Source organism: Enterococcus sp. E5-37 (genome assembly GCF_035726925.1).
GTDB classification, from domain to species: domain Bacteria; phylum Bacillota; class Bacilli; order Lactobacillales; family Enterococcaceae; genus Enterococcus_B; species Enterococcus_B faecium.
Map to the genome: position 1 here is coordinate 1 of NZ_JAPMLG010000020.1, position 21,894 is coordinate 21,894.

The following is a 21,894-nucleotide window of genomic DNA, read 5'->3' on the forward strand; positions in this document are numbered from 1 at the left end:
TTTAACTGTTAGCTCCTGCCGAAGATCGTCACATCCGAGGAGGCTCATTGTCAAGGACAATCGGAATAGCATACGGAAAGAAGTTCTGCACCTTATAAAATTTGTCAAAAAAACTGTTGCCATTCCACATGTTATATACTTTAGCTCATATTGCTGGATAATGTTCATTCTAGTCGACTCCACTTATTATCCTGGTAAAATTCAATGTGCCGTATTTCGTCGTAGTGAATTTTGTCTTTTCCAACGTAGATTCCCAGCTCATCACTACCTAAGATCTTTCCAACAATATCGTATGGATAGTATCCTTCAGCGTTTCGTTCTTCTTTTTGGATACATACTGATCTATTTTTTATGACTGCAGCGTTCAATACTTTCACAATATCTTCAGTCGTCATTTGTTCTTTTGCCAAATTATGATTGGTACGTTGCTCATTGTCCGCATCGATCTCTTCAGTATGATCAGATAAATAAAACCCTGCCCACTTTAAACGACCACGATCATTGTAATCAATCATTTTTAATTCCCCCATTTCCGCCCGCATGACCACCAACAAGTGTGCTTCTAGTAATGCTTCTAGCGCCTTCTAACATTGAAGAAGCATGTACAATCGACGTAAAACCATATTTTTGCCGAATCTTGTCAATAATTTTATCTAAATTTTCTTCGTCAATTTGCTTTTGTGGATCACTAAATAAATCCAGCTGAAGCGAATCAGTATAAAATAGCTTGCTGTAAGTGATTCCGACGTGGCGGACTTCTTGTCCTTCATAATACTTATCAAACAAGAAAAGACAATAATTCTGCAATTCCTTTGTATTGTCTGTGATAGGGATTTTCATCTGGTGTGAGAACCCTGGTCTCGTTTCTAAGATCGATGTACCAATGTTTAAATGGACACATCCTGTTTTACAATTATGCTGTCTGATACGAATGGCTACTTGTTCCGCCATTTCTTTTACAACCAGCTCGATTTCATTTCTTCTAGTATAATCACGTGGCAACACTTGTGAATTACCATAGGACTTTTCTTTTGTCGGTTCTGGTGGGATTGCTATATCAGTTCGATCAATACCATTTGCATGAAAGTATAGCTGTAAGCCAATCACACCTAAACGGCTCTTAATGGTGTATGGATTCCAGTTAGCAAGATCTCTAATGCTCATAATTCCCATCTGATTGAGTCTTTTCTTCATTCGAGAGCCAATGCCCCAAAAGTCCGTCATTTCAGGAATATTCCATACTTTTTCAGGAACGTTTTCGTACGTCCATTCCGCAATAAATCCTTCATTATGCTTTGCTTCATTGTCTAAGGCTAGTTTAGCCAAAAGGGGATTATCGCCGACGCCTACCGTAGCAATCAAACCTAACTCTTCTTTAATACGTTCTTGGATCATTTGAGCGAGCTTCTTCCTTCGCTGACTTCGTGTTCCTTCAGTCGTAAAAAGATTCAGTGATGGGGTCACTTTTAAGATTGATTCATCGATCGAGTAAATCAGTAGATCTTCATCAGTCACATATCTTCTGAAAATATTATTTACCTGCATATTTCGCTTGATATATAGGTTCATACGTGGTGGAACAACGTGTAATGTTTTAGGAAATGGTTGTGGTAAGTCACGTGGTCTACTCACATTTGTAATACCATACCGCTTTTTTGCTTCAGGAGAAGAAGCTAATATCAATCCTGAACCAGTATTATCAGATCGACTCATAACAACAAGTTCTGTTGTTAATGGATCTAAATTTCTTTCTATACATTCGACACTTGCGTAAAAGCTTTTCATATCGATTAAAAAGTAATCATTTACTGGCTCTTTTGAATAATCCATCATAAATAACACTCCATTCTTTCACATTATACAAACATATGTTCGATATTGTAAAGAAGAAATAGCTAAATACATAAAAAAAGAAGCATAGGTATGCTATCCCCCTGGTAGCGTCAAGAATTATGTGTAAAAGTATACCCTTGGTAAAGCAGATTAGCTCTTGAACCAATCTTCTCTGGTTGTTTGTCCAAAACCTCTATGTACGTGATTCATGTTTTTCTCGTTGTAACGATTGAACTGAATCACAAGGTATTTCTCTTCAGATTTTTCCGTTGGAAATTGTTATTTCTTTTTGAAACTTCGTTTTAATTGTTTATTGTTTCCTTCAATCAGATTTGTTGAATAAATCGTATGCCTAACACTTTCTGGATAATCATAGAATGTAAACAGATAGTCATTGTTGCTGAGACTTTTCACCATTGATGGATATTTGTGTTTCCACCTATCGATGAATTTCTTTAGAGAAGTTAAAGCTTCTTCTTTTGATTTGGACCGATATACCTCTTTAAATTCATTGGCCACTTCTTTTCTGTCACTGACTCTTACTTTTGCACATATATTTCTTTGAATATGGACCAGGCATCTTTGAATTTTAGAGCCCGGGAAAATGTCCTGTATTACATTTTCCATCCCAGACAATCCGTCTGTACAAAATAAAGAAATACGTTCAACCCCTCTTGATTTAAGGTCTTTCAGAAGTTCTTCCCATATCTCAGCGGACTCGTTTGGTGCAATCATATAGCCAAGAATTTCTTTTGTACCTTCTACTGTGATTCCTAGTGCTATATGGACCATTTCCCTGGATACAGTATCACGGCGTAAAGGCATGGATGTTCCATCAAGATATACAACGGCATACTCTTTGTTCAATATTCTGTTTTTGAAGGAATCTACACATTCCAGAGCTTTGTCCGTAATATTAGATATGGTCTGTTTAGAATAGCGAGCTCCACATAATTTTTGGATCATGGAACAAATTTCTGAATGGCTCATTCCTTCTTCAAATAAATCCAAAATCGTTGTTTCGGTAAATAGATCTCGTCTTCTGTATTTAGGCAGAAGAGAAGTGAAAAATTCTCCCATTCTATCTCTTGGAATATTGAGTGTAATAGTTCCATATTTTGTATCAAACTTTCTTTGATAGGAACCATTTCTAGAATTTTCGTTATTGGTTCTAGCGTATGGTTCATAATCAAGAAAAGCCGTCAACTCATATGCGAGTATTTCATTGAGAGATTTCTCCAACTCTGAACGAAACAGTTCGGTTACAGCCTGTTCAAAAGCTGGAAGATTGTTGTCATTAGAAAATAGGTTTTTCATTAAAGATGTAGTAAAATAGTTCATGGGTATATTCCTTTCGTAAATTGTTTTTGGTCGAACTAATTTTACTAAGGATATACCTTTTTTTCTACATTTCTAGAAAAACGAATTTACACAAGATATTTTACACTCTCTATTTTTCTATCAAAAAATCCAGAAATAACTAAATATAGGTATTTCTGGATTATAGTATAATATTTACGCCACAGCCCCCAATGATTCTTTTTGGAATCATGATCAAGGACGGACATACACAAAAATATTTTGCCCATTCGATCCGAATAGATTAACGACTAATCTAGTAAGTAATATAGATTGGTACGTAGTCAAGCTGCACATAATTTAGATCAATTTTAGTTCTTTTTTATATTTCTATGATCTGCTCATTTACTTTTATATGATGGCTTACAGTAACATAAATAAATATGATAATCGCTGGTAGTTTATCCAAGAGTACTCAATAAAATACAAAATGGATTGTTCAAGCGCCTATCATAATGATAAAATGAAACAAATAAACGATACAAGGAGGAAGAGACTTTGAGTAATGGCGAACAATTTTTTATACTGAAACAAAGTATAAATTTCTAATTATCTTTTTATATTTTCTTAAATGCTCGTAAAGCCTTATTCTATGTGCTTTCGAGTATTTTTACTGTAGGAAGATACTTCACGTTTCTTTGCATATTTCCTCATGTCTTAGCTGTCAGAAGTGGTAAATAAGTAGTAAATTCATTTGTACTACTAAGCAACAAGACGCTCCTGTTGCTTCTCTTTATTCAAGCGTTTCATTTCTGCCATTGCAGAATCGAATGTTGCATGTGCGTAATAGTTCAGCGTCATGGCTATATTAGCATGTCCCATAATGTACTGTAATGCCTTTGGATTCATTCCTGCATTTGCATAGTTGGTACAGAATGTATGTCGCAAACTATGTGGAGTGATGTGTGGCAATTTATCCTCGTTATACTTATTGTATTTCTTAACAAGACCTTTCATCATGCCGTTGTAATAACTTGCCACTTTTGGATAGTTCTTTCTATTAAGAAAGAGGAAATCACTATATCCATCAATCTCAACACGCTTATCATTCTTTCGATTCGCTAACACTCGCTTAAATGCTTGATAGGCTTCTTCAACCATAGGAACTTGACGTTCGCCACTTTTGGTCTTTGGTGTTTCAATGTAGTACCCAATTTCAGTATCTCTCAATAGCTGATGGTCTATATTGACAAGACGATTCTCAAAATCTAAATCTGGAAGTGCCAAACCACCAAACTCTGAAATACGAAGACCTGTTTTTAAGAGTATCAGAATTTCATCATAATTTTTGCTGTAGGTTTTATCAGCTTTTGCAAAGGCTAACAGTTTTTCTTCCTGTTCTTCTGTTAGTACGGTCTTAGGGACAGTATCATCATCAAGAACTGCTTTCAGTTGAAAGTCAAATGGATTCTTCCGAACACAATCATCTTGTATAGCAATATAGAATGAAGCCTTTAAAGAACGTTTGTAGTTATTGATGGTTTGATAAGCATAACCATTTTCACTCATTCTAATAGCCCATTCTTTAGCGTCTGATGGCTTAATACTGTCAATACTTCTTACACCTAACTTGTCTTTCTTCAAAATATCCATAAGATATTTGCGTCCAGTTTCAGTGTTTTTTCTAACCTTTGGTCTTTGAGCGTTCTGTTTTGCGTAAAGCTGGCAGAGTGTCATTTTCTTTCCTACAACATCAATACCATCATGAATGTCTTTCTGTAACTCTGCGATTTTCTCTCTAAGTGAGATACAATCACGCTTTCCTGCTGGTACTCGGTCTGTAGCCACAAGTTTCCACGAGTAAACAAATTGCGGTTCTCCAAATGAATCTATATATTTGTATAAGTATCTTCCGTCTTTTCGTTGGCTCTCTCCAGTCTTTAAGATTCGACCTTTATTGTCACGTCTTTTTTCTGACATGGCATTTGCTCCTTTCCTTTATGGAAAGAGCCTTGATACGACTTAATACTATTTTATCATATACAAGACCCTTTGGCGACGCTAGATTGCGTCCAATGTATCTATAATTTTTTCAAATTGTTTTCGTTTAATCTGAATACGATTGCCATTCATAATCAGCCAATTTGCATTTTTATTTTCCTCTGCCAAGCGTCGTAGCTTGTTTTCGCCAATACGAAAATATTTTGACGCTTCTTCAATGGTTAGGGTATAACGTTCCCAAATAGGAATGTCAGTCTGCTTCATAAAATCCTCCTTTCCAAATCACTTATTTGGATTTCATAAAAGTTGTTTTACCAGCAATCGAACAGCTTTAGCAAAGCTCACGGGAGTTCCACCCCTGCATGGTTCTCATGTAGCCATACTCATTGCCTGCGACGGTTTTATCACGCTCGGACTATTGACTGTATGGGAGTATCATTATCACGATAAGAATGTCGTTGCAGGCAATCCTGCTAAAGATTGCTTCTCGGATCACTAACATGAATCGCTCGCTATCTTTATAAGATAGGTCATGGCGGTTAGTTCCGTTGGCTCTTTTCTTATCGAAACGTATTCGATTACTTTTATTCAGTTTTCAAAGAACAATGGCTCGTTAGCCTATCAAAACACATTGAAAGCTCAATATGCTTTGGTGGAATAACAAACCTCCCTGTTCGGGAAGCGTGGAATGGTTTAGCACGCTTCCACGAAAGGAGAGAGGATATTACTTAATTTCAAATGACAAAATCTTTGTAATCAGTCTGGTTTCCATTCTTCCACGTAAGACTTCATCAACGACCATACTTTGATTGCCATATTCATCTTTCATAAGTCGTAGGGAACGCTTCGTTATGTACCCTCTGTAATGATGTAGAATCTGGTTAATCGCTTCGGTATCGCCATCTGTTGCCTTTACAATGAGAGGAAAGGGAATCATAGGATATTGTGTTTTCATTCTTCAAATTCCTCCATAAACTTTTTAATTAAGGCTAGTCCACTGGTTCTATGCCGATAGACAGTAGAACGGTTCAATTTCAACAGGTCTGCAATTTCTGAATCGCTCATGTCCATAAAGTAAAACAGCAGTAGAATTTCACGTTTCTTGTCTGGCAACTCACGTAATGCTTCACTCAACAAATCATTTTCAACGCCTACTGATAACCCATTGAGTGTAAAAATCTGAAAGTCAGTTGAATAGTTATCTGTTGTCGCAAACTGGCTAACAAGATAATCGCCAACATCCGAAAAGGACACCTCACGCTTTGCAATCCTTGAAAGATAAAGCATATAATTCTTTCGCTCGTCTTCCATAGCACGTTTACAGATATAGTCAAACTGATTTTCTATTGTGGTCTGAAAAGAAGATGGTTTCATGTTTCTCACCCCCTTTCTGTCTAGGAAAGGAAGTGAGCCTTGCTCGTTTATCTCCTTTCACTCTTAGTCCCAATGTGAAAGGGGGATTTGTTGCATTACTGATAAATAAACTTTGTAAAAAAGTTCTGAATAGCCAAAAAAGCATATAAACAGATTTATTTCTCTGTTTACATGCTTCTGTTATTCTATCTATATGATTTATAAAACCACATTGGTGGACGTACTTATCTATTGCAGATAGACGACTTTTTTTGACAAGAACCCAATGTAAGGAAATTTATTGTATATGATGTACTTCATGGCGACGTTGACCTCCAACAAACCGCCATTTGGAAGTAATATACAATATTTTAACAGCGTAAATAGCACTACCATATAACGGTTTTTTTTATTGGCGTTTAGTAGTGCTTTTTATTAAATATAAACCTATAAACCATATAACACGTTTTTCTATACCTGTTTTTAATTCAGTAGGAACAATAAAATGTATAGAGGTGGTCTACTATGCGTAAAAAAGAAGATAAATATGATTTTAGAGCCTTTGGTTTAGCCATTAAAGAAGCTCGATTGAAACGAGGTTTAACTCGTGAACAAGTGGGAGCATTGATTGAAATTGACCCACGGTACTTAACTAATATTGAAAATAAAGGGCAACACCCCAGCATACAAGTTCTTTATGACCTTGTATCGTTACTTCATGTTTCCGTTGATGAATTTTTCTTACCTGCTAATAACTTGGTAAAAAGCACCCGACGATTACAGATAGAGAAATACATGGATAGCTTTACAGACAAAGAACTATCCTTAATGGAATCTTTAGCCAGCGGTATCAACGAAGCAAGAAACATCGAAGACTAATTAAAAGAATCCATACATAACGGAAAGAGCCGATAAAATGAGATTGTATTAATCTCATTTTATCGGCTCTGCGTCTTTGCGTCTGGCTCTGTAATCACAGTTACTTTGAACTGCTTTATTTCAATTAAATTTTCTTGTCTGCATTTCGGACAATAGAGGGGGAATTTTTTTAATTCAGTATCTTCCCTTATCTTTAATCGTGTTTTATTTCCACATACAGGACACAATATCCACTTGTAGTTTATAATAACTATCTCCTCCTTTACACTTTAATTCAAATCTTTATTAAAAAATATTTCATCTTATTTAACAAGAAACCATATTTATATAACAACATAAAATACACTAAGTTATTTTATTGAACATATATCGTACTTTATCTATCCGACTATTTGGACGACGGGGCTGGCAAACAGGTTCACCGGTAGTAACATGGTACCCTTTTAACTCTGTTAAACAAACACTACGTCCATTTGTAAAGAAAGTTAAATCACTACGATATTCTTGAATACACCGAGCAGGGATTTCTCCACTAAGAATGACCTCATTATTTTTCAATTGAGTGTCTACGATGTTCGCACAATATTTAGGAGCATCGTTGTATGCTCGTGAAAGATATTCCTGTGGCGCATAAATTTTAAAACTAAGATATGGCTCTAACAATTCTGTTCCAGCTTTTTTTAAGACTTGTTCCAATACAATAGGAGCAAGCATCCGAAAATCTGCTGGGGTACTAACAGGGCTATAGTATAAGCCATACTTAAAACAGATTTTACAGTCCGTCACATTCCAACCATACAATCCTTGTTCACAACCATAGCGTATCCCTTCCATAACTGCATTTTGAAATGATTGATTTAAGTATCCAAGAGAAACCGAGCTCTCATACTGCATTCCACTTCCCAACGGAAGCGGTGATACAGATAAACCAATGGAAGCCCAGAAAGGATTTGGCGGCACTTCGATGTGAATGGTATATTCTGCATTTTTTAACGGTCTCTCCATATAAATGACTGTAGGCTCTTTTAGTTCTATCTCCACATGATACTTTTCTTGCAACAGTGCACTAATCACTTCCATTTGTACTTTCCCTAAGAAAGAAAGTATAATTTCATGTGTCGTAGAATCCACGTAATATCGTAGAAGCGGATCACTATCTGAGATTTCCAAAAGGGCATCAAGCAACATTTCTCTCTGTTCAGGTTTACTCGGTTCAACAGTTGTTTGTAGTAGAGGGTGCGGATTTTCAATCTTTTTTCTCTGTGGCAATAGTTTTGTATCTCCAAGAACACTATTTAACTTCAAAAACTCATTTTGCAAAATAACAATTTCTCCAGAATAAGCTCTATCAATCTTACATAATTCACCATTTATTGAAGTATACATTTCTGTAACTTTTATTTTTTCTTTTTCTGATACTCTAACCGAATCTCGTAAATGTAGTACTCCACTATAAAGGCGTATATATGCAAGACGTTGTCTTTTTTTTGTATATTCAATTTTGAAAACATTTCCGCAAAGTTCAGACGGACCTCGATGTGTTGATGAATAAAATTTATTAGTAATAACTTCTATAAGGTTATCAATCCCTATATTACTTTTTGCACTTCCATGATAAAGAGGGAACAGAGAACAATTCTGAAATCTTATGCTTTCCTCTTGTTCGAGTTCCAATGCTTCTAATGATTTACCGGACATATATTTCTCTAAAAGGTCATCGTTTCCCTCTATTACCGTATCCCATTGTTCAGATTCGGTAAAGTTCGTCACACACACATTAGGATACAGTTCTACCTTCTGTTTGATTACAATTTCGGCAGAAAGTTTCTCTTTAATATCCTGATAAACCGTTGATAAATCAATTCCATTTTGGTCAATCTTATTGATAAAAAAGATTGTGGGAATCCCCATTTTCCTAAGTGCATGAAATAATATACGAGTTTGTGCTTGTACGCCATCTTTTGCAGAAATCAGTAGAATTGCCCCATCTAAAACTGATAATGAACGATATACTTCTGCTAAGAAATCCATATGTCCTGGCGTGTCTATGATGTTCACCTTCGTATTTTCCCACTGAAAAGAGGTTATTCCTGTCTGAATTGTAATTCCTCTCTGACGTTCTAAAAGCGTATTATCCGTCCTCGTTGTACCTTTGTCCACGCTTCCTAATTCTGTAATCGCTCCACTGTTATATAATAAGCTTTCTGTTAAGGTAGTTTTTCCTGCATCAACATGAGCTAAAACTCCAATATTAATAATTTTCATGTGATTTTCCTCCATTCAAAAGCCCAAAAGGGCATAAAAATCCCAGTGATAAATACTCTTATCACTGGGATTTTTATGCATAACCATAGGCATACAAAGCATACAGATATTCTCCGGATACTTTAGAATCACATGATAAAAGTATTCTTAAACTGGGTACAAAAAACTAAGCCCTCCTAAAAAAGGACATCCAATTATTTGTTCCCGCTATCAAATTGACAGTTTATTTAAGAATACCTTGCCGCATATTTATTAACTCCTTTTAAATAGATACTTAAATAATAGCACGTAAGAGCATATTTGTAAAGGAATCTCCAATTTTTTATCAAAGAGAGTACGTGATTACAAAATAGCTGTAATAATGTACCAATATTTGTTATTCTATAATCTTCCAATTACTCCCGTTCTTTTCAAGTACCAAATCAAATTGAGATACCTGCGTTGCTTTGGTCTGCTGGTCGATATACTCCACTGTCAGCGATACCGTGACTTGATTATCCTTACGATTGTGAATAGGATTTACCAGTTCTTGAAAGATGTACTCTTTTCCGATTGGTTTTAATATCCCGTCATTCACATAGTAGGAAAGTTCACTGGCTGTCGCTGTAGGATAGAGCTTGAAGAACGTCGTTAAAAACTCATTGATTTCATTGGTTGTAATGGAATCAACCGTCCCCTCACTTTCAATGGCTTTTGGTTTATAACTTGATTTCTTAGGTATGTTGGTAATGGTCGGATTCTTAACCAGTACCATATTTCCAGAACCATCTACATAGACACTCACTATATAAGCAGAGTGGACGGTCTTTGTATTTTCTCCCTCTGTAATGAGCTGGTCTACACTGTAGGTTACATTAAACTCATTGTCGCCAGTTGGCTCTACCGTCCATATCTGAAATCCTCTTACAGAAGACGATACAGGAATATCTTTGCGTACTGTATCAACATTGAGAGCTTGAAGTTCATCTGTCAGATAGCCTTTTAGACTTTCCATTCGATTATCAATGGACTTATCGGATTGCTCCCATGAATAGTAGACTTTCGCAAAGTTCTCTACAAAATTTTCTACATGATGAGTATCAACGTATTCCTTTTCTATGATAGTTGTTTCGTGAATAGTATGAGTATCTATAGCTGTAAAGTGCTTGAATATCGCAAAGCTGAAACTAAGCCCTAAAAGTACCCACAAGGCAATCACAACCTTTTTATGAGGATTGACCTTATAGACACGAGGTTTCTTTTCCTTTGGTATCTGTTTTTCTTTATTCTGATTTTTTCTAAATTTCATCATTAAATCTTCCTTTCTCATTGTTTGATTCGTCCTGCTCCCACTAAATGCTGTTGCCAGTAGGGGCTTGTTAAGTCGGCATAACCGATTGGGTCGCCTGCATGAAACATACGGTTATTGCCAAGGTATATCCCAACATGAGTAATATAAGAGCCAGCGTTATAGGTAGAATGAAAGAAAACCAAATCGCCAGCTTGTGCTTCCGATAGTGGGATATGCTGGGTCACATCATATTGCTGTTGTGCGGTTCGTGGTAAGTTAATTCCAGCTTTTCCATACGTCCATTGTGTCAGTCCGCTACAATCAAAAGAAGTAGTCGGGGAAGCTCCACCGTAAACGTATCGCCAGCCCTCATATTTCAGTGCTTCGTCCATGATGGCTTGTACCGTATCATCATCAAACTCTGTTGTGACAAGATACTGCGTTACCAGTTGCACATAAAACATATTGCCATAGTTGTATCGCCAGCCCCCATTGATAGGTATGGCTATGGGATTGGGGTAAGACACTTTTTCGCCACCTGAATACTCTTTTGAGAAACTTTGAGCCAGTTCAAAGGTATATTTATTTCCACGATTAGCCACATACCCTAAGAAACCACCACCATAATTGTAGGACTGGATAACCGATTCTAAATCTACACTGAGCCTTTCGCTACTGGCTAATAATTCACTGAAATACTTCACACCTTGCTTAATGGATTCTTCTGTACTCAATGAATTAGGTGGAAGACCGAGGGATTCCGAGGACTGCATAACATCTTCCGCAGTACCGCCCGATTCCACCTGTATAATCGCAAGAAGTATGTTGACATATTCTTCAACGCCATATTCTTTGGCATATTTTTCTACCATAGGCTTATGAGCCAGCACTTCTGCGGAAACATTCACACCTCCATAATGAATATTGGAAATTCCGCTGTCCTGTTCATCTGAAAATAAAATGGCAACAAACAGAAGCAGTGAGAAGACCATCAAGAATAATCCAGAACCACCAATCACTAAAGTTTTCAACTTCATGGTTTCTTACCGACTTTCTTAATGGTGGCGGTTTTGATTGGTGGTCTACTTCTTGTATTTTGTAGTGGTACTCTTTGAACAGTAGACGGACGTTCTTTTGTGATTGGACGTTGTGAAGTTCTATCTGCTGTAGTGGTTGAAGTTGCTGGCTTTTGAACGGTTTTTTCTTGAACGGTATTGCCTTGGCGTTCCACTTTTGGACTTGAAAAATCGGACTTAACTGCTGGACGCTCTTGTTTGGCTTGTTGAGATTCCTTATATGAAGTCTGAATATTAGACTGTTTTGAGGTCTGTTCATCATGATATTGTTCTTGTCTTGTAGTCGGTCTTTCATGAACAGAAGAAGCAGGCTGTTTTTTCTGTTTGACCTGTTCCATTTCAGAGCGACGCTTCGCAATGGTTTTTCGCCTTTGTTCCTGCTGTTCCTTGCGTCCACTGGCTCTGTCCGCTTTGGTTTGAGAAATACTACTGGTTAAATCACGGACATTCTCTTTTACTTTGGATTTTCCTTGATATACTGCATATCTTGCATTGGTCGGCAAATCTTTAACCTGTTCTTTCAAACCACTAGCAGTGTCTACCATTCTGTCTTTGGTATCAGCTACTGTACCGATGGTTTGACCGATACGTTTTCCAAGTGTTGATTTTTCCTTTCCGTCTGGTCGGGAGTGATCTGCTTGTGTCCTTGCAGAACTCCCCGAACCCGACTGTCCTTTTTTACCTGTAACAATGGCAGACCCAGCCCCTAGAGTAGTCATGGAACGTCCAAGTTTCCGCTGTAGACGGTGCATGTGAGCGTGCATAAGCATACGAGGTTTTCTCATCACACGACTTCCCACACTTTGAGAATCGTTACTCTGTAGAGAAAACATACTCATTAAATCGCCCAGCTTGAAGTAGATTCCTGCAAAGGTCACAATCTGTAGAAAAGCAATCAAAAAGAACGGATAACCAGCCGATAAGGTATAGAGCATGGTTGAAATACTAAATGCTGTCGTAATAATCAATGTGATTCCAGCTCGTGTCAAAATGGTATTAAAGAGCTTTGTTATGGCTCGTTTTGACATACCATCAAATGATGGAATCATGCTTAAAATAAAGCTCACAGGCAGAAACATAGCATAGATGATAAAAAGTACCTGCGAGAAAATCATGATTCCTGTTAATAGGAATACAAATATGGAAATCCCAATATTGAAGACAAATAGGAAGAAGACTGTACCTAAACGGTTAATGGTCTTTGTAATGGTTAGATTGGTATTGCTTCTGTCTTCAATTTCTTCCGCAACAATTTTTTCTCTGTCTTCGCCATTGTTGGAATCTGGGCTGGTGGAGAGCAGGCTTTCCACACGGTCAATACCGATACTTTCAATGTCTGAACTGTTGTATTGAAGCAGTAGCCACGGTTGCTGAACCTGTATGGAAAACAGGCTATCTCTGATTAAGTCCACGCTGTCCTTGCCTTGACTATCGGAATGGGGCATGACAATCTTCGTGCCAAGTGATAAACTGGCATTACTGATGTCTGATGAAAAGTCATTGATTTTTTTAATGTAGTCGGGAGCGTAGGCAATAAAGGAAGCCGATAGGATAAACACCAGCACAAAATTCATAATGGCATGAATTGCCTTTGTGGTTTCTCTCTTTATCAGTCCCGTATAGGCAACATAAACCCCAAGAACCAAAATCAAGAGTAAGAGGAATCCAACATAGAAACCCTCTGTTGAAAATCCGTTTGCACTCACACCAGCTAAGGTCTGCATATTCTTACCAATGGAATCTGCTGTAGCGGAAATGAAGTCTAAGGAATAGGCTTCCTGTACTAAGTAACCTGTCGCATTGGAAACATACAAACTGATTGTCCAAATAAAATTGGTAATGGCATATAGTCCATACATGACCTGTTTTCCAATCCCGTCCGACCAGTTCCACGGAAGCCAGCCCCAGCTATTATCCACATAAAAATCCAGTTGATAGTTTTCAAGTGGGTATCGGCTGTATTCATTTGCCACATTGACCGTATCATCTACCAAGCCCGCAGCTTGAACCACCGTTCCCAGCATGGCTAAAAGAAAAATGGCAATCACAAGTGTGAAAGCCACTGTCATTGCCACTTTACCTAGACGTTTCAGCGTCCAGTTTGATTTTATTCTGTTTACTATTGATGGTTTCACATTTACACCTCTTTTCGCACAGGTGGTCTGGTATCAAAGGCATGGAGCAGTTCTTCAAATACAGGGTGGAACTGTATCACACCGACACGACCATATAAATCACTGATAAGGCATTGCCCGTTTTCCAAATCACGCAATCGCTTCTGATTGTTTTCGTCCTCTGGGTCTACACCAAAAAAGGCTAAGGTCTTTTTAATCTCGTTAAGGTCAGTGGAACGAAATGCAAATTTTAAGCCGAGGTTATTTTTCAGTTTTTCATCTAAGAGGTCGTCTGTATTTTGGGTCACGAAATATACCCCAGCGTTCATAGCACGACCAGCCCGAACCAGCTTCATAGATAGTGTTTTTCCTTGTGCTACCTGTAAAAAGCTCCATGCTTCGTCTAAATCTACAATCTTGAAAATGCTTCGGTCTGTATGGATAAAGTCTAAAGCAAAGGTACTAATGACAATCAGCATAGCAACGGATAAAAGCTCCATAGTGGTATATTCCTCAAAGGAAGTTTCCTTGTCGGGAAGTACCAAGTCCGCAACCTGTATAATGTTCAGTTGTTTTTCTAAGCTGATAGACTGCTCCACATAACCATTACTGAATAATAAATGTGCAAAGTCATAGTCTGTAAAACTTTCGATATGGTCGGCTATACTGGTACTTAGTGGCGTATTCTCAACCCGTAATTCCTCAATCACTTTCATCAACCCTCGTACTTCACTATTGGTTACTGCACGAATGGCTTTTCTAAGGATTGGGAAGCGTTCCCCATCACGAGAGGAAATCCCCGTAAGGAATGTCAGAATATCAATAGCCAGTGATTCAGAATCTTTGGGATTTTTCATAATCACATAAGGGTCAAGTAAGCCTTTGTTTTTCTCATCAGAAGTCAGAGTGACGATATTGATTTCATGGGAAATCTCTGGCAAGGTTTCTTTCCATCTGCCACGTTCTGCTTTTGGGTCTACAATCACTGCTTGTGCCCCATAAAGCACCGCATAATAGACGATAAGGTTATTCGCAAAGGATTTACCACCACCCAGCGAACCAACAAAAGCCGACGCTAACGCATTGGTTACTGAACCCTTAACCCCTTGACTGGCAAGAGCAGGTTTCAGATAGACATTGCGTCCAGTATCTAAGCTGTAGCCAACATAAATCCCCTCATTTTCCCCCAGCATTTGAGTAGCACCAAAACCTAAACCAGCGAGGAAATCAGAGGTCACGTATTGAATATAATCATTCATATAACGCTTGCTGGCAGGTAAAAATTCTTCATGTAAGCCGAGCATATCCCCAAATGGTCGTACCAGTTTTACGCTTAAATCGTCATAAAAATCTTTCACTTCATTACAACGACGTTTGAGTTCGTCAAGATCATTTGCTGATACCCTTACCACATAAGACAGCTTGTACATAGATTCCTTGCTTTGGTCTAAATTGGTTTCCAGCTCATTCACACTTTCCAGAGCTTCCGCCACATTGGAGCTGGTTTCATTATCACTTTGCCAAGCGTAGTTATCCAAGTCTTTCAGTTCTTTCTTTTTATTGCGGACAGTAGATAGGGCTTTACGATTCGCTACAATTTCCACATTCATTGACGTATCAATCGGGAATGTAAATTGCTGTTGCTGGTAGTAGAAGATTTCAGAGGACGGGAAGTCCAGTTCTCCGACAATGCTGTTAATGGTAAAGTAAGCTACATAGACGGTTTCATCTTCCTGCTGGATTTTCAAATATCGCTGTTTTTCTTCCACCAAACAGCGAGTAGGCTTAATCAAGTCATAGTATTTAATCAGCGTTTCATTATCCAGCTTTTTCTTTGATAGATGGTACTCATACTCTTCATAGGCAGTGCCTGTCTGTCCGTAAAGGTGTTCAATCAGATAGCCGAAGTCGTCCTTATCTAACCTGCGGATTTTGAAACGACGAGAGATTTTATTTTCTAAGAGCTTTTCCATCTTCTGAAAACGCAGGATTTCATCATTACTCATACTAACAAAATCGCCCATCAGCTTATGGTTCACATCATAGACAAAATCAGACAAAGCATTTTTTGCTTCAACGGTAAGACTTTTCATAGAAAACTCCTGATCGTTGAGAAGCAACTTAAAGCCGATAAAGAAACGGTAGTTCACTTGATTTTCGCCAATCATGGATATTAAAGCGTCTGTCTGTTGGTCGATTTTGTCATAGGCAACCGCTTTGAGCTTGCCAGTGACTTCATTTTTGGAACGCTCTTGTGCAGAACGTATGCTGGATTCTGTACTGATTTGTAAAGCATGAATTTTGCCATCACGATTTTGTGCGATAAGCTGTCTGAAAGAATCATGCACTTGTATTTTCTGTTCTGGACTTAGAAATGAGTAATTGTAAGGAACAAGCTCATAGTAAGCATAACATTCCCCGTCTTTATTCCAGACGAGATTGTTTTCAATGTATTTAATTGGATATGCCATAAAATTCACTCCTAACTGCTGTAATGGCTTCTTGTGGCTGGTTTCTGCCAAGCGTTACTTTTTTTCCTGCATAGGTCAGCTTTGGTCGCAGTGCATAAGCAATGACAGACTTCAAAAATCCATAAGGCTTTTTACCATCAAAAGTTTTTGTAGACATAAACCATGTGAAAGCCACAGGAATCCCAAAGTATTTGAGAAATGCTCCCTCTATCATGGAAAGAGGGGGCAAGTTGCCAAGTATCATCACTGCAAAGAGTGACACGACAAACCATGTCATTTGCGTAAAGGTTATGGGAAACGGAAGTCTAAAATCATTGATAGAATACAGTACCTTTTCCACAGACCAGATACTGGTATAGCTTCGTATTTTCTTCATGTAATCAATCCTTTCATAAAAAATAGGGGTAGCTGATTGAGCCACCCCGTAAAATAGAAAATCTGCCAGTAGTAATGTACCGACAGATTTAATAGACGATTTCAAAAATCCCATGATTGGTTGAGATAAACGTTCCTGAAAGGTCTAAATCCCGACCATAGGCTTGATAATCAATATAGTTTTGAAGACTAGCTGGTACTTCGCCTAAAGCACCCGTTTCTTCAATGTAGTAGCGTGCCACGTCATACATATCATCACAATCGGAATGAATGATAATATCCTCTTGATGTTCGCTTAGTTCTTCAATGCTTGAAAAATGAGTGAGCAGAGCAGATAGCTCCGATTGTAATTCTTCGGGTAATTCCGATACCATTTCCCATAGTCGATTGAGTTCGCCAATGGAAGTGTATTCGTCAACCGTAAAGGGTAACTCGTAGTCATGAATGGCGTATTCCTCATATTCATCATTCAAGCCGATTTTCTCTTTGACTTCCTCAAAGTCAATGGGAAAGGTAAACCACGCACCGACCAATTCGCCCTCATTGTATTTGCCTAAATTCGCAATATAGACTTGCATATCGTCCATATATTCACGTCCTTTCTTTGTAGAGATTCAAAAATCCCTACCGCACTTCGTTTGGTGTACCATTCCTTTGCGGAACATAAGAAAACCACTTATATTCCACAAAAGAACGGTTTTATTTAAGCACCAATAATGCGATTGAATAGCTCTAGTAAAATGTCTTTTACTCCAGCAGCGTTGAAGACTAAGCCAACCGCAATAATCGCAATAATTAAAAAGCCAATCAGTTTGCTAAACTCACGCTTGAAGCCAAGATACAAGCCAATCACAACGATTGCTAAAAGCACCAGTGATTGAGCGTTTGATAGAAACCAGTTATAAAGGTTTTGTCCAAAATTCATAAAAATGTTCTCCTCTCTATATTCAATGAATTTGTATTTGAGTTATTTTTTTGTTGTTATCACGTCCTGTTCTTTTACTGACTGTTGCTTCAAAATCTGCTTGTGTCGGTCTGTCAGTTTCGCATGGTCGAGAATGTCTTTTACAACCTGCGTCTGGTTGATTTCATCAAGTTTAATCGCAACCTTTAAGGTCGGGGCAACTTGATGAGATAGCCAGTTCAGCGTCCTTTGGAAGGAGTAAGGCTCTGGTTTTGTGGTTAGTTTTAATCGTTCACGATTGTTCCCAATAAACCAAGCCCATTCTTCATTCAGTTTCCAATCAGAACGAGGTTTGGAATCGTCTTTATCTACAAAACGGATATACCGATTGATAATTTTAAAGGCGGTATGCTCTGGATTGTCATAGACGAGTAAATCACGGACTGCATAATAGGCACGCTCATTTTTCAATCGAATCTCAAAACGGTTTTTTACTTCTGCGTCTTCAATGGGAATATCATTTTTCTTGTACTGCTCGTAGTCCTTTTCATAGATACAGAAATAAACTTCACTTTGTAATGAACCGATATAGAGGGTGTTTCCCATACATTCCTTTTCCTCTTTGCGTACCAGTTCGCCACTGCGATAGCTTTTAAAACTGCGGAAGACGGAGATACATTCTTCCTGTTGGCACTTTTCAGTGAGTACAGGGATATTCAAAATCCCTGTCTTATCGTTAATGGCAAGGTCAAGGCGTTTCATCACACCGCCAGCCACCAAAACGTCCATAAAGAACTCATACCAGCTTCTTTGTTGTGCCAGAAGATAGCTTTCAAATTGTCTGCACCCACGACCTTTCAATTCCACCAGAACTCCTTTGTCCAGTTCATGGGAGCAAAGGACGAATATGTCGCCTAAAGCATAATGCTCTGAATAAGAATAGAAACCATAGTCCTCATGAAGAAAATAGGACAGTTTCAGTTGTAAGATGTTTTCGACCACCTGCTGTACGTCTGTTGTCGGAAAGCGAATCCTTACATAATCAAACAGCATTTCAAGGGGAGCGTCGGGATTGAAGCGTTCCAGAGCTTCCCAAAGGGACTGCTGTAAATCCTCTGATGGCTTGACTTTTCCTGTTTCAATATCGCTTAGATACTGCCTTGTAATACCAGTCGCAACAGCTAAACGGTTTTGAGATAGTCCATAAGCCAAGCGTTTTTCTTTTAAATGCTGTAACCAAGTTTGTTCATTCAGTAAAAATCCCTCCAATCAAAAAGGCGTATGTCAACTTTTAAAGCCCATTTGACATACGCTGAAATTTTGTAAATCCCTTGTAACCAAAGGATTTTCTAATGTTTTTTTGACTGTTTCCTGTCGATTTGTACCCCCCTGTTAGATACGGGGGGTTAAGTGCTGGCGTGGCTATTGCCACACCAGCCAGCAAGATCAGTCCACACCTGCGACTTCCGCTTCGCACGTCGCCTGCGTGGACTGTCTGCTGTTGGATAACTTTTTAATTTCCTCCAAGAAATCATATCCTTTTGGTACAAGGGGAGTATAAAACTCTGATATGACACTTGTTCCTACATCAACATAGCCACGACCTTTGATTCGCTTTAAGAAGAAATCCTTTTGTACGTCACTGCCAAACATCATGCCATAGCCCATTTCAGACATACGACCTAAAGCCACTCTGAAATTAAACTGATCACGGATTCCGTCGCCTAAATATTTTGCGTCTGGACGTTGACAAGCCAGTATTAGAAAGAAGCCAGCTTGACGACCTAACATGACAATCTGTTTCAGCTTATTCATAACTGCGGTGTTTTCTTTTGTTCCCAGCATTTCCATGAAAGCGACGTATTCATCAAAGATTAAGAAGTGTGCCGGGAGACCTAAGTAAGCATAATTTTTGCCAGTCTTATAGTTCTTCATCTGCTTCATTTCCTCACTACGTTTCATCATTTCTTCATAGAATGTTTCAATGCAAGAAAGCAAGTCTTCTTTTCTATAGTAGACATTTGCCATCACAGAACCTAAGTCCGCAAGGTCAGCATTTTTCGGGTCAAGAATATACAGTTTTGAATCTGTATGAAGCAAGGCTTCAATCAGTGTCAGTATAAAGTAAGTTTTACCGCCACCTGTACCACCAGCAATCAACATATGAGGGAGCTTATCATATTCCCACCATACGTTTTTCATTAAGCGAAGTTTACCATCTTTAGCTTCTACTTCATCAATAGAAATACGACTGGCTATGGTGTCATAGAGCAAAGTATATTCCACATAGGAATCCTTTAACTCTTTATCCGTCAGCTCACAGTACAAGCCACTCTCTAATTTCTTTTCCAAGTGTAAGAGTTGGTCTTGATATTTTCCCAGCGTGATTTCCACCCGTATCTGTATCAAGCCATTTTTAAGTCGATAATACATTTTAGGGAAGTAGGTTATCTTTTCCTTTGTACGACCAGCACTATCTTTAAAGAAACCCTCTGTTTTGACCTGTTCAGATTCATACCACTTGTTTTCAAGTATCATCTTTGCCAGTTTTTGACGGTGGTAAAGTTGTTTAACCGTATCATAGCGAACCCGTTTGAATACAAACGCTACCAGCAAGCAGATAAGAATTGCGACACTGAAACTGATAATTAAATAGGGAATGTCAATCTTATCTGCTTGTGATAGGTTAAAATCCTGCCAGTTGATCTGCTGGATTGTCTTCACATGAAACAGTCCGACAACCAGCAGGAAAACAGGCAGGAGTGACGCTATCGTAAAATGAAAGACTAAATCTTTACCAGATGGGCGAATCCTTTTACCACGCTGTTTCATGCGAAAAAGTCTCCTTTCTACCTAGCGACTATTTGTCTTGTGTCGGTTCTTTCTTTGCTTGTGGTTGAGCTTTGAATGAACTAGAATCCTTTGTCAGCACAATATCGTCTGCCTTGATATACCAGTCAACATCTGCTCCTTGATAGGTGGCAGTAGCAACGGTGTCCGCAATGGGATTGATAAGTTCCACCCGTGCGTTATAATCAAACTCTTTCAAAGGCACGCTGGCAGGAATACTTACTTGAATCATGCGTCCTTGTCCTTTGGATTTTAAGTCATAGGTACGTTCCTTGATTTCATCTGAAACCGACCCGTCTTCATTTTGGATTCTCACTTCACGACGTAGAGCAGAGAATTTCAATTCTCCAAAAGTCGTGTCTTTATCTAATACAATGCCATTTGCTAATCTCATCATTTTTCCTCTCTTTCTTTATTCTTTTATCATGTCGTCAGCATGTAAAAGGTAATTTGTAAAACCACGAGTGCCGATTTTGTAGCCCTCTGCGGTAATACGTGGATTGACTAACTTCACACGTTCCTCAAAGCCGAAATGTTTTTCGCCAGCTTCAGCAGGAAGCACCACCACAATATCATCTGCTCTTTGAACATCAGAATAGAGATTATAGCTTCTTGATAAGACAGTTAGCCGTCCGTTGATTCTTCGCTGAACGACTTTATCCTCGCCAGCAAATTCTAAATTGCCGAATGTTTTTTCCATGTTGGGAATCACAAATTTAAGTTCCATATTTTTACCTATCCTTTCTTTTTTATTGGCTGAATGAATGTTTGATGGTCTTAAAGAGTGGGGAACGACCTTTTGATTCTTGATTTTTTGTTTTCATAAGTTCACTTCCTTTCAAAATCGGGTAAAAAAATAGACACCTCATTTTTTGAAGTGTCTACCTATTAAATATTCAAATTTTATTGGAAGTATCTTTATATCTTCACTTTTCAAGGATAAATCGTCGTATCAAAGCTCATTCATAAGTAGTAAATTAGTAGTAAATTGAGTGGTTTTGACCTTGATAAAGTGTGATAAGTCCAGTTTTTATGCGGATAACTAGATTTTTATGCTATTTTTCATTGTAAAAATTATTCAGTTGTTAATCTATGGGATTTCGGTAGCATGGGCATTTTTTTATAGAGGAATCACACCAAACTGGCCGTTTTATCTCTTGTTAGTGGGAATATTAGTAGGAAATTTTGCCCCTCTTCACTATCG

20 protein-coding genes and 2 pseudogenes are annotated in these 21,894 nt (G+C 38.2%); 1 reads left to right on the forward strand and 21 read right to left on the reverse strand.

What is annotated here, in order from left to right; all coding sequences use genetic code 11:
• Positions 1-164 precede the first annotated feature (164 nt).
• The 7 genes and pseudogenes from OS138_RS12250 to OS138_RS12285 all read right to left on the reverse strand — a co-directional run bounded on the left by OS138_RS12250 (position 165) and on the right by OS138_RS12285 (position 6,507).
• Positions 165-515, reverse strand: coding sequence for a hypothetical protein (locus OS138_RS12250; RefSeq protein WP_002290348.1), 351 nt, complete (start codon positions 513-515; stop codon positions 165-167).
• Positions 508-1,833, reverse strand: coding sequence for a Y-family DNA polymerase (locus OS138_RS12255; protein WP_010726502.1), 1,326 nt, complete (start codon positions 1,831-1,833; stop codon positions 508-510). Before OS138_RS12255 ends, OS138_RS12250 begins: the two co-directional genes overlap by 8 nt.
• Before the next feature lie 150 nt (positions 1,834-1,983).
• A pseudogene (locus tag OS138_RS12260) lies at positions 1,984-3,174 on the reverse strand (IS256 family transposase).
• Between the two features lie 720 nt (positions 3,175-3,894).
• A complete protein-coding gene (locus tag OS138_RS12265) occupies positions 3,895-5,112 on the reverse strand; it encodes a tyrosine-type recombinase/integrase (RefSeq protein WP_325070178.1) in 1,218 nt (405 codons plus the stop codon).
• Positions 5,113-5,193: 81 nt separating this feature from the next.
• Positions 5,194-5,397: an excisionase gene (locus tag OS138_RS12270; protein WP_000814511.1), complete on the reverse strand. Its 204-nt coding sequence runs from the start codon at positions 5,395-5,397 to the stop codon at positions 5,194-5,196.
• A 460-nt stretch (positions 5,398-5,857) separates the two neighbouring features.
• Positions 5,858-6,088: a helix-turn-helix domain-containing protein gene (locus OS138_RS12280; RefSeq protein WP_000857133.1), complete on the reverse strand. Its 231-nt coding sequence runs from the start codon at positions 6,086-6,088 to the stop codon at positions 5,858-5,860.
• The gene (locus OS138_RS12285; RefSeq protein WP_000804885.1) at positions 6,085-6,507 is read right to left on the reverse strand and encodes a sigma-70 family RNA polymerase sigma factor; all 423 of its coding nucleotides are present in this window, start codon (positions 6,505-6,507) and stop codon (positions 6,085-6,087) included. The genes OS138_RS12280 and OS138_RS12285 overlap by 4 nt, the downstream gene beginning before the upstream one ends.
• Before the next feature lie 504 nt (positions 6,508-7,011).
• Between OS138_RS12285 and OS138_RS12290 the strand changes: the two genes are divergently transcribed.
• Positions 7,012-7,365, forward strand: coding sequence for a helix-turn-helix transcriptional regulator (locus OS138_RS12290; protein ID WP_001227347.1), 354 nt, complete (start codon positions 7,012-7,014; stop codon positions 7,363-7,365).
• 59 nt (positions 7,366-7,424) lie between these two features.
• On the opposite strand, the gene OS138_RS12295 is transcribed toward OS138_RS12290, so the two are convergent.
• From OS138_RS12295 to OS138_RS12365, 14 genes and pseudogenes are all read right to left on the reverse strand, one after another.
• Entirely contained in the window at positions 7,425-7,610 is a 186-nt protein-coding gene (locus OS138_RS12295; protein WP_011058338.1) for a cysteine-rich KTR domain-containing protein, read from the reverse strand.
• Positions 7,611-7,710: 100 nt separating this feature from the next.
• Positions 7,711-9,630 carry a tetracycline resistance ribosomal protection protein Tet(M) gene (gene tet(M) / locus OS138_RS12300; protein ID WP_000691749.1) on the reverse strand — a complete coding sequence of 640 codons (1,920 nt, stop codon included), beginning with the start codon at positions 9,628-9,630 and terminating at the stop codon, positions 7,711-7,713.
• A gap of 15 nt (positions 9,631-9,645) precedes the next feature.
• A pseudogene (locus OS138_RS12770) lies at positions 9,646-9,693 on the reverse strand (hypothetical protein); the annotation flags it as partial.
• A 313-nt stretch (positions 9,694-10,006) separates the two neighbouring features.
• Positions 10,007-10,939, reverse strand: coding sequence for a conjugal transfer protein (locus OS138_RS12310; RefSeq protein WP_001224318.1), 933 nt, complete (start codon positions 10,937-10,939; stop codon positions 10,007-10,009).
• Complete coding sequence (locus tag OS138_RS12315) at positions 10,936-11,937, reverse strand: bifunctional lytic transglycosylase/C40 family peptidase (RefSeq protein ID WP_000769868.1); 1,002 nt, start codon at positions 11,935-11,937, stop codon at positions 10,936-10,938. Before OS138_RS12315 ends, OS138_RS12310 begins: the two co-directional genes overlap by 4 nt.
• Positions 11,934-14,111: a CD3337/EF1877 family mobilome membrane protein gene (locus tag OS138_RS12320; RefSeq protein WP_000804748.1), complete on the reverse strand. Its 2,178-nt coding sequence runs from the start codon at positions 14,109-14,111 to the stop codon at positions 11,934-11,936. Before OS138_RS12320 ends, OS138_RS12315 begins: the two co-directional genes overlap by 4 nt.
• Before the next feature lie 2 nt (positions 14,112-14,113).
• Entirely contained in the window at positions 14,114-16,561 is a 2,448-nt protein-coding gene (locus OS138_RS12325) for an ATP-binding protein (RefSeq protein WP_002338091.1), read from the reverse strand.
• Positions 16,545-16,937: a conjugal transfer protein gene (locus OS138_RS12330; RefSeq protein WP_000723888.1), complete on the reverse strand. Its 393-nt coding sequence runs from the start codon at positions 16,935-16,937 to the stop codon at positions 16,545-16,547. Before OS138_RS12330 ends, OS138_RS12325 begins: the two co-directional genes overlap by 17 nt.
• Before the next feature lie 88 nt (positions 16,938-17,025).
• Complete coding sequence (locus OS138_RS12335) at positions 17,026-17,523, reverse strand: antirestriction protein ArdA (RefSeq protein ID WP_000342539.1); 498 nt, start codon at positions 17,521-17,523, stop codon at positions 17,026-17,028.
• Between the two features lie 116 nt (positions 17,524-17,639).
• The gene (locus OS138_RS12340; protein ID WP_001009056.1) at positions 17,640-17,861 is read right to left on the reverse strand and encodes a hypothetical protein; all 222 of its coding nucleotides are present in this window, start codon (positions 17,859-17,861) and stop codon (positions 17,640-17,642) included.
• A gap of 42 nt (positions 17,862-17,903) precedes the next feature.
• Positions 17,904-19,109 (reverse strand): MobT family relaxase, encoded by a 1,206-nt coding sequence (mobT, locus tag OS138_RS12345; protein ID WP_000398284.1) that lies wholly within the window; start codon positions 19,107-19,109, stop codon positions 17,904-17,906.
• A gap of 177 nt (positions 19,110-19,286) precedes the next feature.
• Positions 19,287-20,672, reverse strand: coding sequence for an FtsK/SpoIIIE domain-containing protein (locus tag OS138_RS12355; RefSeq protein ID WP_000813488.1), 1,386 nt, complete (start codon positions 20,670-20,672; stop codon positions 19,287-19,289).
• Between the two features lie 28 nt (positions 20,673-20,700).
• Positions 20,701-21,087: a YdcP family protein gene (locus OS138_RS12360; protein WP_000985015.1), complete on the reverse strand. Its 387-nt coding sequence runs from the start codon at positions 21,085-21,087 to the stop codon at positions 20,701-20,703.
• A 15-nt stretch (positions 21,088-21,102) separates the two neighbouring features.
• Positions 21,103-21,417 carry a YdcP family protein gene (locus OS138_RS12365; protein WP_000420682.1) on the reverse strand — a complete coding sequence of 105 codons (315 nt, stop codon included), beginning with the start codon at positions 21,415-21,417 and terminating at the stop codon, positions 21,103-21,105.
• Positions 21,418-21,894 lie beyond the last annotated feature (477 nt).

Excerpts from the sequence above, each read along its gene's own strand:
- OS138_RS12250 (WP_002290348.1), bottom strand. The coding sequence starts at position 515 with ATGATTGATTACAATGATCGTGGTCGTTTAAAGTGGGCAGGGTTTTAT.
- OS138_RS12255 (WP_010726502.1), bottom strand. The coding sequence starts at position 1,833 with ATGATGGATTATTCAAAAGAGCCAGTAAATGATTACTTTTTAATCGAT.
- OS138_RS12265 (WP_325070178.1), bottom strand. The coding sequence starts at position 5,112 with ATGTCAGAAAAAAGACGTGACAATAAAGGTCGAATCTTAAAGACTGGA.
- OS138_RS12270 (WP_000814511.1), bottom strand. The coding sequence starts at position 5,397 with ATGAAGCAGACTGACATTCCTATTTGGGAACGTTATACCCTAACCATT.
- OS138_RS12280 (WP_000857133.1), bottom strand. The coding sequence starts at position 6,088 with ATGAAAACACAATATCCTATGATTCCCTTTCCTCTCATTGTAAAGGCA.
- OS138_RS12285 (WP_000804885.1), bottom strand. The coding sequence starts at position 6,507 with ATGAAACCATCTTCTTTTCAGACCACAATAGAAAATCAGTTTGACTAT.
- OS138_RS12290 (WP_001227347.1), top strand. The coding sequence starts at position 7,012 with ATGCGTAAAAAAGAAGATAAATATGATTTTAGAGCCTTTGGTTTAGCC.
- OS138_RS12310 (WP_001224318.1), bottom strand. The coding sequence starts at position 10,939 with ATGAGAAAGGAAGATTTAATGATGAAATTTAGAAAAAATCAGAATAAA.
- OS138_RS12315 (WP_000769868.1), bottom strand. The coding sequence starts at position 11,937 with ATGAAGTTGAAAACTTTAGTGATTGGTGGTTCTGGATTATTCTTGATG.
- OS138_RS12325 (WP_002338091.1), bottom strand. The coding sequence starts at position 16,561 with ATGGCATATCCAATTAAATACATTGAAAACAATCTCGTCTGGAATAAA.
- OS138_RS12330 (WP_000723888.1), bottom strand. The coding sequence starts at position 16,937 with ATGAAGAAAATACGAAGCTATACCAGTATCTGGTCTGTGGAAAAGGTA.
- OS138_RS12335 (WP_000342539.1), bottom strand. The coding sequence starts at position 17,523 with ATGGACGATATGCAAGTCTATATTGCGAATTTAGGCAAATACAATGAG.
- OS138_RS12340 (WP_001009056.1), bottom strand. The coding sequence starts at position 17,861 with ATGAATTTTGGACAAAACCTTTATAACTGGTTTCTATCAAACGCTCAA.
- OS138_RS12355 (WP_000813488.1), bottom strand. The coding sequence starts at position 20,672 with ATGAAACAGCGTGGTAAAAGGATTCGCCCATCTGGTAAAGATTTAGTC.
- OS138_RS12360 (WP_000985015.1), bottom strand. The coding sequence starts at position 21,087 with ATGATGAGATTAGCAAATGGCATTGTATTAGATAAAGACACGACTTTT.
- OS138_RS12365 (WP_000420682.1), bottom strand. The coding sequence starts at position 21,417 with ATGGAACTTAAATTTGTGATTCCCAACATGGAAAAAACATTCGGCAAT.